We start from the raw sequence: 12,379 nt of genomic DNA on the forward strand, positions 1-12,379 counted from the left end.
GACCCTGGTCAACGAGCGAGCGGACCCCGGGTGCCGGTGCCACAGCCGCCATGGTCAGCGTTGGTCCGGCACCGGGCGCGGGCCCTCCTCCAGCACGGTCACCTCGTCACCGATCCGGACGGTGCCCAGCAGATCGCCGGTCACGCCCTCCGGACGCTCCGGGACCAGGTTCTGACCGAAAACCAGCCTCTTCCCGAAACGGCGGTACTTGGCCAGCGTCCGCAGCGGCTCCTGGAAGCGCTCGCCGGTCTCCTGGTCGGTGGTGGTGATCACGCACCGGCCGCAGGGCTTGGCCACCCGGAAGGTCAGCTCACCGACCCTGATCCGGCGCCAGCCGTCCTCGGCCCAGGCCTCGGCGCCGGAGATCACCAGGTTGGGGCGGAATCGCTCCATCGGGAGTGCCGCGCCCTTGACCTCGTCCCCCGGGTACTCGGCGGCGATCAGCTCGTTCAGAGCGGCGAGCGAGTCCGTGGAGGCGAGCAGCAGCGGGAAGCCGTCGGCCATCGACACGGTCTCACCCGACTCGGCGTAGTCCGGGGACACCGCGCGCGCGAGCGGATTGTCCAGGTGCAGCAGCCGGACACCGGGGAGCCGCTCGGCGAACCAGCGCTGCGCCTCGGCGTTCGCGAGCGCCGCCTCGAAGACCGAGCCGAAGATGTCCGCCTTGACCACCTCGGCGCCGGCGGCGCTCGACGGTGCGGGCACCACCAGGCGGGCGCCGTCCGGACCGGTCACGGCCAGCGAACCGTCCTCGCCGGGCAGCACCTTGAACCGGCCGATGCCGGGGTTCTCACGCTGGGTGTACGCCTTGCCCCGTTCGTCGACGAGCATCCAGCGGCGGTCGCCCACCAGGCCCCAGGGTTCGACCCGGGCGCTCTCGGGGCTCAGGCGGTAGGCGGACTTCAACGGGTGGATGTGAAGTGCGGTGAGCTGTGGCATGACGACATCCTGCCAGCATCAGTAGCGCGTATGTGCGAGAGCCGTCCCGGTCACAGGCTTGCTGCGATCGGGACGGCCCTCGTGACGACCCTTGCCCTGCCGGGGCCCGGCGCCCTCGTTCGCCGGGACCTGTGGTTCTCGGGGTACTGCCTGTCGGGTGCCGCCCGGTCGGTCAGAAGGCGTTGGCCTGCCGACCGGTCTGCGGGTTGCCGAACTGCTGGCCCGGAGCCTGCTGGTACTGCTGCTCGCCGTACTGCACCGGACGCTGCGGCTGGACCGGCCGCACGGGCGCCACCGGCGCGGCGGCGCGGAACTGGTTCCCACCCAGGCTCTGGTCGGCGAAACCCTGCTGCGCCTGGCCGCCCATGCCCTGGCCGCCCATCCCCTGGGCGCCGAACGTCTGCCCACCGAAGCTCTGTGCGCCGAACTGCTGGCCGCCCATGCCCTGCCCGCCGAAGCCCTGGCCGTTCTGCGCGGACATCCCGGGAGCGCCGGACGGCTGCCCGCCGAAGCCCTGCGGGGCGGAGGCGAAGCCGTTCTGCCCGCCGAAGCCCTGGCCCGCCTGCGGCTGGAACGGCTGGGCCGGGGCGGGCGCCGGAGCCGCCGGACGCTGCGACGGCACGACCGGCTGCATGCCGCCGTAGCCGGGCGCGGCCGGCTGCGGAGCGGCGTACCCGGCCGGGGCCGGGGCCGACTGCGCGGGCAGGTACGCGGTGGCGGGCCCGCTGTTGGAACCGGGGCCGAGCGCGAGGCGGGCCGGGGGCAGCGCGGGCAGGTTGCTGGTCGGGCTGTCGAGGCCCGACGAGCCGAAGCCCGGCGTCGGAAGGCCGGAGGACGGGATCGCCGGGGCGGGCAGCGCCGGGGCACCGCCGATGCCCTGCGCGCCAGGGCCGTAGCCGGACGCACCGTAGCCGGACGGGAGGGCGGGGGGCAGCGCCGCGGGCACGTTGATCGGCGCGATCTGCGGCACTCCGCGCTCTGCGACGAGGCTGTCGTAGATGGGCGTGCCGGAGGAGAAGGACGGAGAGGGGTAGCCGACTCCGTCGTAGGAGCGGGGCGAGGTCATGGGGCATACCGTAAGCCCAACCATGCCTGCTGAGGAGACTGGGAGGCCGAGGAGTTCGAGTGTTTACAGAGTCTTCGCTCGCACAAATCGCTCGAACATGTTCATATCCGACATTTCGTTGGATCAGATTCAGCCAGACCGTCGTCTGACGGACAGTCGAACAGTGGACGAACGTCACCTTCTGGATCTATTCCGGCGCTCTCGTTGTGAGCCGAGGGCGTGCGGATGTACGTGGCAAGCCCCCGGCGCCCGTATCCTGGTCACAGGCGATGGCCGCCGGGGCTTGAGTGCCCGTCAGCGGGCGTTGGCTGTGGTCAGTGGCTCTGCACCGCCTGGGCGGGAAGTCCGGGCCGGCCGGCCAGTTCCGAGGTGCAGTGGGCGCAGCGGGTGGCGGCGACCGGCACCGAGCTCAGGCAGCGCGGGCAGTCGGTCATGGCGACCGGGGCGTCCTTCATCGGGCGGAAGCGGTTCTGCAGCCGGCCGACCGGCACCACCACGAGGAAGTAGATCACCGCGGCGATCAGCACAAAGCTGATCAGGGCGTTCAGGAACGCACCGTACGGGAAGGTGGTGCCCGCGACCGAGAAGTGCTTCTGGCTGTAGTCTCCGACGGCGCCGGTCGCGACCCCGACCAGCGGGGTGAGGAAGGCCGTGACGAACCCGGTGACGACGGCGGTGAAGGCCGCGCCGACGACGATGCCGACGGCCAGGTCGACGACGTTTCCGCGCAGCAGGAAGCTGCGGAATCCCTTGAACACCGGGAACTCCAAACTCGGGGGAGTGGGCATGGGAGCGGGGCCGACGGGCCCGGCTGCCGATCTTGCCGAGTCGACGAACCCTCGGTCCAGCCGAGTTCACCCGATCCGGTTAATCGTCGCTGCGGTGTCCCAATGTCGAATGCGCGTACCGGAGTTCGGTCGGGGCTGACCCGAACGCGGTTGCCCCGGTGCCTGTTTGACCTCTCACGGATGCACGGGCCCGCGGACGGGCTTCATGGCCCCGGCGACGCCCGGAGCCGGCCGGATCGACCACTGCCGACCGGGTCGGCCGCTGTCGGCAGGTGTCGATCGGGCCGTCGGCCGATGGGATCGGCCCGTACGGACATACCGGCTGACATGTCTTCAAACTACGCTGATCGGGTGAATGGGCTCCAGTGCCCCGGCCGGTGGCTGGCTGGTCGCTCTCCGTGACTGGCAGGCTGGCGTCCGTGAACTCTCTGCTGCGCACTGCCGCCCTGCTCGCCCTCGCCGGTGGACTGCTCACCGGCCCCACCGCTGCCGCCGCCGTGCCCGGCGTCCCGCACGACGGCGCCCGGTCCGACCGCCTCGACCACCCCCGAGCGGTCCGGACCATGGAACGCCAGGAGGCCGTGGAGTTCTTCTGGTACGGCTGCAGCCACTCCCTCCGGCTGGAACGGCCGCTGGAGCAGTGGGCCGCCAGGCACCACGGCGACGTGACCCTGCGCCGGATCCCCGCGGTCTGGCGCGGCGGCCCCGACGAGCGGGTCCAGCTGGCCCACGCCCGGCTGTACTACACGCTGGAGAAACTGGGCCGGGTGGACCGCCTGCAGCTGGCCGCCTTCCGCGCCGTGCAGGAACAGGGCGAGCGTCTGACCGGTGAGGACCAGGCCGCCGACTGGGCGCGGCGCCACGGCATCGACCGCGCGGCGTTCCGCGCCGCCTACCGCTCACCGGAGGTCGGCCGGGCCGCCGAGGGGGCGGCCGACCTGCTGGTCCGGTACCAGGTGAAGGAAGTACCGACCGTCCTGGTCCAGGGCGGCCGCTTCCGCACCTCACCGACCGCCGCGGGCGGCGTGGAGCGGATGCCCGAAGTGCTGGACGGCCTGGTCGCCAAGTCCTGAGCGCCGCGCCCCGGGCTAACGGACGGTACCGCCCGTGCGCCGCGCCCCGGGCTAACGGACGGTACCGCCCGTGCCCGGGCCGGCCGTCCGCCGCACGGCCAGGGTGACGAACCCGAGCGTGCCCCGGTAGCCGCCGAGCCACCCCGCGCGGTGCTCGGCGGCCACCGCCGCCGCCTCCGCGCCGTCCGGATCCTCGGGGTGGTCCAGCGCCCAGGCCGCGAGCGAGCCGGTCCAGCAGAACTCGTAGTCGTCCCACTCGGACAGGCTGCTGACATGCCCGTACACCGGTGTCCACCCGGCGGCCGCGACCCGGTCGACGGTGCCCGCCAGATCGTCGTGGTCGGCGGCGGCCGCGCCGCCCAGGCCCGCCAGTACCGCCGCGGTCGGCTCGTGCTCCCAGAACCCCTCACCGACCAGCGCCACACCGCCCGGCGCCAGATGCCGGTCGATCGCGGCGAGGGCCGGCAGCAGACCGCCGAAGGCATGCGTGGCACCCACGCACAGCACCGCGTCGAAGGGCTCCGGGTGGCTGAACTCGCGGGCGTCCTGGTGGTGCAGCCCGAGCCGCTGGGACACCCCGAGTGCGGCGGCCGCCCGCTGGGCCTGCTCCAGCGCCCGGGTGTCCACGTCCACGCCGACCGCGCGCAGCTCCGACCGTGCCGCCAGCGCCCGCAGCAGCCAGGCGCCCTCGCCGCAGCCGAGGTCCAGCACCCGGCGGGCGCCGGCACCGAGGACGCGCTCCAGCAGCCGTCCTACCGACTCGTCCGAGAGCGGCGCCGCGACGGGGTGGTCGGAGTGGGTGATACGGGAGATCCGGTCACGGTCCATCAGGTCAGTGTGCGCCGGTACGGCCTCGGCTGTGAACAGTGCGGCGCCCCGGGAACCGGGCGGCGGGCCGCACGGCCGGACGCTTGGGCGTGCGCGCGCGACTTCCCGAGCTGGCGGACGCGGGCTTCCCGCCGCGGGGGTCCGGCCAACCCGGCTCCCCGTACCCCTGAAGGCCTCAGCGGTACGTCCGGCCCTTCCACGCCGCACCCCGGCCGCGCCAGTGCTGGACGGCAGAGTCCACCGTCATCAGCAGGTAGAGGAAGGCCGTGAACGGGAGCAGCAGCGCCGACCAGGCGGGCTGGCGGTAGTACCGCAGCATCGGCAGGAAGGTGCCCGCCATCAGCGCCCAGGCCGCCCCGCCGGTCGCGGCGAGGGCGGGCCGCCCGGCGGACAGACCGGTCAGCAGCGCCGCCGGCGGCAGCAGGTAGACCAGCCCGAGCCCGGCCACCGTCCCGGCGAGCAGCAGGGGTGAGCGCCGCAGCTGGGCGTACGCGCTGCGGGAGACCATCCGCCACAGCTGGGCCAGTCGCGGGTAGGGGCGGACGCTCTCCACCCGGTCGGCCAGCCCCAGCCAGATCCGGCCGCCCGTGGACTTCACCGCCCGGGCCAGCGAGACATCGTCGATCACCGCCCCGCGGATCGCCGCGATCCCGCCCGCCCGTTCCAGCGCCTCCCGCCGTACCAGGGAGCAGCCGCCGGCCGCCGCGGCCGTCCGGGCACCCGGACGGTTGCTCCACCGGAACGGGTACAGCTGTGCGAAGAAGTAGACGAACGCCGGGACGATCAGCCGCTCCCAGCCGGTGGCGACCCGCAGCCGGGCCATCTGCGAGACCAGGTCGAGACCGTTGGTCTCGGCGGCGGCGACCAGTTCGGCGAGCGAGTCCGGGCCGTGGGCGATGTCGGCGTCGGTGAGCAGCAGGTGGTCCACCGGCCCGGCCAGCTCGACGCCGTGCCGCAGCGCCCAGAGCTTGCCCGTCCAGCCCGGCGGCAGCGGGGGAGGCGTGGTGACCGTCAGCGGTAGTCCGCCGGCCTCCGCCAGCCGCCGGGCGAGCGCGCCGGTGCCGTCGCCGCTGTGGTCGTCCACCAGGATCACCCGCGCCCGACCCGGGTACTTCTGCGCCAGCAGGCTCGGCAGGCTCAGGGGCAGCACCTCGGCCTCGTCGCGCGCCGGGACGACGATCGCCACCTCCGGGCGGCGGAGGGGCGGTTGACGCGGCGGCAGCCGCTGATCGGTCCGCCAGAACAGACCGTGGCCACCGGCGAGCCAGAGCCAGCCGAGCAGGGACACCACCGACAGCCAGAGCAGTACGGTCACCCCGGCAGTCTGCCCCACCCCGGCTCAGGCCCACCCCAACCGTCGACCGCGGCTGCGTGTCGTTCCCGGCGGGTCCGGCCGCCGTGGGACGCACCGCTCCGGCGGTGTCCCGGAACGGTCTGGACCACTGGCGGGCCGAAGGGCCGGGCAAGGGCGTCCCGGGAGGGGGAGCGAGGAGTCCAGTAGAGTCGTCCCCTGTGAAGATCGCACTGATGGACTCCGGAATCGGCCTGCTCGCCGCTGCGGCAGCCGTGCGACACCTGCGGCCCGACGCGGACCTGGTGCTCTCCTCAGCCCCCGCCACCATGCCCTGGGGCCCGCGCACTCCGGAGTACGTCACGGCGCACGCCCTTGCCTGCGCGCGGGCCGCCGCCGCGTACCACCCGGACGCGCTGGTGGTCGCCTGCAACACCGCCTCCGTGCGCGCCCTGGAGGCGCTGCGGGCCGAGCTGGAGCCCGAGCTGCCGGTGATCGGCACCGTACCGGCGATCAAGCCGGCCGCCGCGGGCGGCGGACGGGTCGCGATCTGGGCCACGCCCTCGACCACCGGCAGCCCGTACCAGCGCCGGCTGATCGAGGAGTTCGGCGGTGCGGCCCAGGAGGTCACGGAGATCGCCTGCCCCGGGCTGGCCGACGCCGTCGAACACGGTGACGACGCCGCCATCGACGCCGCCATCGCGAACGCCGCCTCGCGCACCCCCGCCGGCACCGACACCCTCGTGCTCGGCTGTACCCACTACGAACTGGTCGAGGACCGGATCCGGGCCGCCATCGGCCGGGGCACCCCCGGACCGGTCTGCTTCGGCTCGGCCGCCCCGGTCGCCGCCCAGGCCCTGCGACGGATCGGCGCCGCCGCGTCCACCACCGGCGGCGGCACCCTCACCGTCCTGCACAGCGGCCGCGTCTCCGCACTGCCCGTCGCGGCGGCGAACTACGCCCAGGGCAGGGCCCTCGCCGACGCCGTCCTCGCGGCCGGCTGAACACGCGTTCCCCCAAGCGGGCCGACCGCGCTCGCGGGCCGGCCACGGGAGCCCCGCCTCACTCCCCGGCGGCGTGCCCGCGCCAGCGCTGCACCGCCGGTTCGAGCCCCGACAGGATGGTGTCGAACCGGCGGGTGGAGGTCGTCGAGTCCACCTGCAGCCGGCTGATCCGCAGCGGATGGACCGGCAGCCGGGGGCCGAGCCGGTGGTCCGAGAGAAAGCCCAGTCGGTAACCGAGCCCCCGCAGCACCGAATCCGCCCGGGGCTCGTACCCGCCGTTGGGGTAGGCGAAGGCCGTCGGAGGTTCGCCCAGCCACTGGGTGAGCGACCGGTGCGCGCCCACGATCTCGGCGGCGACCGTCGCGTCGTCGCACCGGCTCAGACACGGGTGGCCCATGGTGTGGTTGCCGATCGCCACCTTCGCCGCCCGCAGCGCCCGCAGGTCCTCCGGGCCGAGCTGCTCCTGCCCCGGGGGCCGGCGCCTGGCACTGACCCGCAGCTCGTGCAGCGTCCGCCGGCGGTCCGGATCCGGCAGCGCCTTCAGCCGCGCCAGCAACTGGCCGGGGTGGCCGCCGACCGGAAGCGAACGCGCCTGACCGCCGTGCTGCGCCAGGAACGCGGCCTCGTGCCACCAGAACGGGCGGTCGGTGCCGATCAGCTCGGCGATCACGAACGCCGCCGCCGGGATCCGCCGCGCCGCGAGCGCGGGCAGCGCATGCGTCAGCACCGTACGGTCGGCGTCGTCGAAGGTGATCAGCACACTGCGCGGCGGCAGCGGCCGACCCTCGGAGATCGCCCGCTCCACGGCCTGCAGCGAGACCGGTGTCGCCAGCCGGCGCAGCCGGTCCAGCTGGGCGCCGAAGGAACGAGGGTCGGTCACTCCGTGGTACGCCAGCACGGCCAGACGCTGTGCGGCGCGGGCGCGGAAGAACGGCTGGACGGGGGAGAAGCGCAGCCAGCCGCCCCGGTCCCGCTCGGGCAGGGGGGCAGTGGAGAGGGCGGACGGCGGCGAGCCGCCGGGGCGGGTGCTGACAGTGGTGGATTCGGGATACGGCACAGGTCCCCCTCGGTCGCCGATGCGGAGTGGTGGCGCCGCCGGAGCGCCGCACAAGGCCTCCGGCACCAGGGCGCGGCGGCTCCGCACCCGAGGTCTCCGGTCCACGGCAGGGGCGACTCCCAACCCTCGCCGGGGACGGTCCTGGACGGTCCAGCTGATGCAGTGGTTCTGCCTGATGCGGTCGGAGCGGTCGGAGCGGTCGGGTAGGTCGGATCGGTTGAATCGGTGGTCAGGCTCGGTCGATGTAAGGGAGACCACCGAGGTCCGCCGATGGTTGTACTGCGGACCATGGATTTTTACGGCGGTGTGCGGGCCGCTCAAGGGGCGTGCCACGGCTCATCGGGTCCCACCCGGGGGCGCGCGGCACCACCATCGGTGCGCCGGGGCCGTGGCAGCGCCGGGTCGAACAGGCCGCGTCGGCCGGGATACCGTGGGTGCCATGGGAGAGACCCAAGGTGAGCAGCCGGGAAGCCGTCTCACCCGGCTGTTCGGCGGCTGCGCCCTGGAACGGCACCGGCTGCTGCTCGGCCTGGTCGGCGCGGCCTGTGTAGCCGTCGGGATCCTGGTGGCGGTGGCCGTTCCCGAGAGCGACGGGCCGGCCTGGGCGATGGCGGTGGCCGGCTGCCTGGCCGCGGGGGTACTGCTGCTCGTCCGGGTGGCGCTGGCCCTGTTCCGGAGCACCGGACCCTGAGCCGCTCCTGCCGGCCCGTTCCGCCGTCCCACGGGTGACGGGACGGGGACGCGGGCGAGAGGCTTGCGGCCGCCGTGGCGGGCTGGGGCGGGTGCGCGGGGCGCGAGGACGGCGTACCGGGCGCCGGGGGCCGCGGGAGTACCGGGACCGCCCGGCGCGTAAAGTCGGCCCATGGCCATCCCACCCTTCCTCGCCGAGCTCCGCTCCTTCGTGGGGACCCGTCCGCTCTGGCTCTCCGCCGTCACCGCGGTGATCGTCGACGAACAGGGCCGGCTGCTGCTCAACCGCAGGTCCGACAACGGCCGCTGGGCGTTGATCGGGGGCATTCTCGACCCGGGGGAGGAGCCCGCCGACGGGATGGTGCGGGAGTGCCTGGAAGAGACCGGTCTGACGGTGCTGCCGGAGGCGCTGACCTCGGTGACGGTCTCCGAGCTCCTGCACTACCCGAACGGGGATCAGGCCCAGTACCTGGACCTGACCTTCCGCTGCCGTCCGGTGTCCGGCGAGGCCCGGGTGAACGACGACGAGTCCTTCGAGGTCGGCTGGTTCCGGCTGGACGCGCTGCCCGAGCTCGACGAGTACAGCCGGCGCAGGATCGACGTCGCCCTGGCTTTCGACGGCACGACCGCCTTCGCCTTCTCGGGCGCCTGAGCACCCCTTAGGGCGGCTGACCGGTCGCGGCCGGACGGCGGAGCCCTCAGATCTTGTGCTGGCGGTACATCTCCTCGGCCGCGTCCAGGACCGCCGCGAGGTCGCCGCCGGCGGTGGCGGTGGCCACGGCGGCGACCGCGCCCTCGACGAACGGGGCGTTGGCGAAGCGGACCGGGAAGGGCAACCCGTGCTCCTCCGCCTCGGCCAGCAGCGTCCGGACGGTGGTGACGGCGCTGCCCAGGTCGGAGAGGACGGCGACCCCGTGGCCCTGGTCGACCCGGCGGGCGGCGGCGGCGATCAGGACCGCACTGGTCCCCGGGCCGTCGCCCAGACTGCCGCCGGTGGTGGCGACGGGGGCCGGGTCCTCGCTGTGCGCCAGGGCCACCGCCAGCGCGCCGGTGGCGGCGGCGAGTTCGGCGCTGTGCGAGACCAGCACCACACCGACCCGGCCGTGTCCCGCCGGCCGGGTCGACCGGGCGGCCTGGGTACCGGCCTGCGGTGCGGATGGCGCGGTAGAGATCGGGATGACGTCGGCCTGGGGGGCGTCCCGGCGGTCCATCGGCTGCTCCTGTCGGCCAGGGCGAGGAAGGGCCCGGCTGGTGGGCGGGTCTGGGCTGGTGCCAGCTGGGGCTGGTGGGGGTGGTGGGGGTGGTGGGGGTGGGGCTGTTGAGGCAGGGCGGTCGCGCGGGCCGAGTCGGTCCGGTGGTGCGGAGCCGGACCGGTGGTGCGGTACTGGACCGGTGAGTGCCGGATCGGAGGGGGCTTGATCGGCGCGGGGCGTGAGAGCAGGGGCGTGAGAGCAACACTCTCGCAGCCCGGCGTGCCCGCCGGGGCGAACCCGGGCCGTGTCCCCCGTTAGCACAGTCCCCGCCGGGCCACGGCCGGAACCGGCTTACTCGCACCCGTCGGAGGAGACCTGGGTACAACGCCTTCCGCCTTGGGTGGCTATGGCTACGCTGGGGCTTCGAATGTCGTCGGGAGGAGCGCAGAAGTGGCCACAAGCGGGGCGAGCACGGAGAGCGGTGGCACGGGGACCCTGGAGGGCGGTCGGAAGCCGAAGTTGGACCTCACCGACGCCGAGTGGCTCTCCAGCAGCCAGGGGGTGGGTGATGTGCAGATCGCCTTCGTCGAGGGGTACATCGCGATGCGGGACGGACGGCAGCCGGAGGGCCCGGTGCTGGTCTTCACCCCGGCGGAGTGGCGCGCCTTCGTGCTCGGGGCCAGGGACGGCGAGTTCGACCTCACCTGACCGGTCGGCCTGGTCAGGGTGAACCGATCCGGAACGCTCCGGTCCCGGCAAGGATCGATCTGATCCGGCCGGGATCGGAGCGTTCCGGCCGGAGCCGGAGCCGGAGCCAGAGCCGGAGCCGGAGCCCAAGCCGAAGCAGCGGGGCGGAGGCCGGAACACACCGGTCGGATCGGATCCGACCGGATCCGGCCGGCTGGTGGCGTGTCAGTTCCGGTCTGCCCCGGGAAGATCGGGGAGCCTGCTCCGCCCGGCCGTCTCCGGCCGGGCCGGGAGCCGTCGGCGATATGAGCCGAGACTGAGAATAAATCTGGCGGCCCGAAACTCGTTGACTGCTGGACAAGTAACGGCCCACAGTAAGAGCAGACAACAGACGCCGTGCCGACCGCCCCCACGCGGCCGTACACGGCGCCTGCTGTGCAGCCCGGCACGAGTGCCGAGCACCTCCCGTAGGTGAAGCCCCGAACGCACCCGGGTGCGTCGGCCGGTCCCGGCCTCCGAAGAGGCCGGCAGTCGCCGGGAGGCGTGGCCCCAACGGCCCGAGAGCGACTCGGGTGGTGGAACCGGTGCCCGGGATCCGCACGCCCCCACGCGGCGGTGTCCCGGGCAGGTCCGCGAGTGCGACGGGCCTGGGGCCCCGCGAACCTGGCTTCTGGTGTTGTGCGTTGCTGCTGAGTGGTCTGTGGACAGCTGGAAGTGATCCGGCGGTTCTGGTGAGTGTCGCATGGCATGTGCAGTGAGGAAACGCGCACGCGGGCGCGCTGCGACATGCCGCCCCCCGGTGGATCGACTCCACAGCGGCTGCCGTGCAGAACCGAACGTAGCCCGGGTGGTTGCTCAGAGTCAACATTGGTCTCTGAGCGTGGATCTCGGCCGAGCCCCCACCCGCCCCGTGAACCGGCCGCTGACAGGCACGTACGATGGGTGCCATGTCATTTCTCCGCCGTCGCTCCGGCTCGCCCACAGGACCGGACTTCGACGTGCTCGCAATGGACCCGGGGGACTGGCCCGGCCACTTCGGCGCCATGATGATGAGCGCCCCCGACGGCTCCTGCCAGGGCATCTTCCTGCGGTACGACCTGTTCGGCGGTCGCGGTCCGGCGATGTTCATCGGCAACCTGCCGGAGGGCTCCCCGGCCAGGGACACGGCCGACGGGGTGCCGTTCGAGGTCCACCAGCTGCTCGAGGCGCTGGAGAACGACGAACCGGTCGAGTTCGTCTCGGCGGAGGACTTCCCGGTCATGCTCGGGGACGATCTTCTGATCGTCAGGAAGGTCAAGGTCAGCGAGGAGCGGGTGTTCTGCGCCCAGTTCGGGCGCAGCGACGGAGTCCAGGTCACCATCGCCTCCTGGGACCGACCGATTTCGGACGATCTCTACCAGCTGCTGAAGCCGCTGCCCGCGGACATGTTCCAGCAGGGCTGATCCGCCCCCGGAGCCGCCGTGGTGGCGCCGGCCGGTGGGTGCTCCGTCCCGGTCCGGGCGTGCTTGACGGGTTCGATCAACGCTTCGTACAGTCGCGGGCATGTCGTGTCGCCGCCTGCTGCTGACCCGTCGCAGCTATCTCGACCTGCGGCGCACCGCGAGCGCGGTGTGTCCGGACCGCTGAGGGGGAACCGTCCGTTCCCCCGGCGGCGCGAGCCCGGCTGATCCGATCGGCCGGGCTGCCACGTTCAAGGCCGCCGCGTCCGGAATCGCACACCCGTCGGTGTGCCGCCCGCAGTCTGCCGAGCTTCACGCTGCCGC

General features: G+C 73.5%; 13 protein-coding genes. 6 read left to right on the forward strand and 7 right to left on the reverse strand.

The genetic code is table 11. The annotated features are described in order from the left end of the window. Positions 1-54: 54 nt before the first annotated feature. From ACSMTC_RS31585 to mscL, 3 genes are all read right to left on the reverse strand, one after another. Complete coding sequence (locus ACSMTC_RS31585) at positions 55-939, reverse strand: MOSC domain-containing protein (RefSeq protein WP_436563142.1); 885 nt, start codon at positions 937-939, stop codon at positions 55-57. 172 nt (positions 940-1,111) lie between these two features. Further along, positions 1,112-2,005: a DUF6643 family protein gene (locus tag ACSMTC_RS31590; protein WP_436563143.1), complete on the reverse strand. Its 894-nt coding sequence runs from the start codon at positions 2,003-2,005 to the stop codon at positions 1,112-1,114. A gap of 314 nt (positions 2,006-2,319) precedes the next feature. Next, positions 2,320-2,763 (reverse strand): large conductance mechanosensitive channel protein MscL, encoded by a 444-nt coding sequence (gene mscL, locus ACSMTC_RS31595; RefSeq protein ID WP_436563144.1) that lies wholly within the window; start codon positions 2,761-2,763, stop codon positions 2,320-2,322. Positions 2,764-3,212: 449 nt separating this feature from the next. On the opposite strand from mscL, the gene ACSMTC_RS31600 reads away from it, so the two are divergent. Next, on the forward strand, positions 3,213-3,866 hold the full coding sequence (locus ACSMTC_RS31600; RefSeq protein WP_436563145.1) for a thiol:disulfide interchange protein DsbA/DsbL: 654 nt from the start codon (positions 3,213-3,215) through the stop codon (positions 3,864-3,866). Between the two features lie 51 nt (positions 3,867-3,917). Here ACSMTC_RS31600 and ACSMTC_RS31605 read toward each other — a convergent pair whose 3' ends face one another. Together ACSMTC_RS31605 and ACSMTC_RS31610 are read right to left on the reverse strand one after the other, a co-directional pair. Beyond that, positions 3,918-4,694, reverse strand: a complete 777-nt coding sequence (locus ACSMTC_RS31605; protein WP_436563146.1) for an SAM-dependent methyltransferase — start codon at positions 4,692-4,694, stop codon at positions 3,918-3,920. Positions 4,695-4,869: 175 nt separating this feature from the next. Continuing rightward, entirely contained in the window at positions 4,870-6,009 is a 1,140-nt protein-coding gene (locus ACSMTC_RS31610) for a glycosyltransferase (RefSeq protein ID WP_436563147.1), read from the reverse strand. A 197-nt stretch (positions 6,010-6,206) separates the two neighbouring features. Between ACSMTC_RS31610 and ACSMTC_RS31615 the strand changes: the two genes are divergently transcribed. After that, positions 6,207-6,989 carry a glutamate racemase gene (locus ACSMTC_RS31615; RefSeq protein ID WP_436563148.1) on the forward strand — a complete coding sequence of 261 codons (783 nt, stop codon included), beginning with the start codon at positions 6,207-6,209 and terminating at the stop codon, positions 6,987-6,989. Positions 6,990-7,047: 58 nt separating this feature from the next. On the opposite strand, the gene ACSMTC_RS31620 is transcribed toward ACSMTC_RS31615, so the two are convergent. After that, positions 7,048-8,046, reverse strand: a complete 999-nt coding sequence (locus tag ACSMTC_RS31620; protein ID WP_436563149.1) for a polysaccharide deacetylase family protein — start codon at positions 8,044-8,046, stop codon at positions 7,048-7,050. 439 nt (positions 8,047-8,485) lie between these two features. Between ACSMTC_RS31620 and ACSMTC_RS31625 the strand changes: the two genes are divergently transcribed. Further along, complete coding sequence (locus tag ACSMTC_RS31625) at positions 8,486-8,737, forward strand: hypothetical protein (protein ID WP_436563150.1); 252 nt, start codon at positions 8,486-8,488, stop codon at positions 8,735-8,737. A 171-nt stretch (positions 8,738-8,908) separates the two neighbouring features. Further along, a complete protein-coding gene (locus tag ACSMTC_RS31630) occupies positions 8,909-9,388 on the forward strand; it encodes an NUDIX hydrolase (protein WP_436563151.1) in 480 nt (159 codons plus the stop codon). 46 nt (positions 9,389-9,434) lie between these two features. On the opposite strand, the gene ACSMTC_RS31635 is transcribed toward ACSMTC_RS31630, so the two are convergent. Continuing rightward, the gene (locus ACSMTC_RS31635) at positions 9,435-9,947 is read right to left on the reverse strand and encodes a PTS-dependent dihydroxyacetone kinase phosphotransferase subunit DhaM (protein ID WP_436563152.1); all 513 of its coding nucleotides are present in this window, start codon (positions 9,945-9,947) and stop codon (positions 9,435-9,437) included. A 432-nt stretch (positions 9,948-10,379) separates the two neighbouring features. Between ACSMTC_RS31635 and ACSMTC_RS31640 the strand changes: the two genes are divergently transcribed. Continuing rightward, entirely contained in the window at positions 10,380-10,637 is a 258-nt protein-coding gene (locus ACSMTC_RS31640; protein WP_436563153.1) for a DUF397 domain-containing protein, read from the forward strand. Between the two features lie 926 nt (positions 10,638-11,563). Next, positions 11,564-12,058 (forward strand): hypothetical protein, encoded by a 495-nt coding sequence (locus tag ACSMTC_RS31645; protein WP_436563154.1) that lies wholly within the window; start codon positions 11,564-11,566, stop codon positions 12,056-12,058. Positions 12,059-12,379 lie beyond the last annotated feature (321 nt).

Origin of the sequence: Kitasatospora sp. HPM-01-4, from assembly GCF_051374625.1 — a bacterium.
Classification (GTDB): Bacteria; Actinomycetota; Actinomycetes; order Streptomycetales; family Streptomycetaceae; genus Kitasatospora.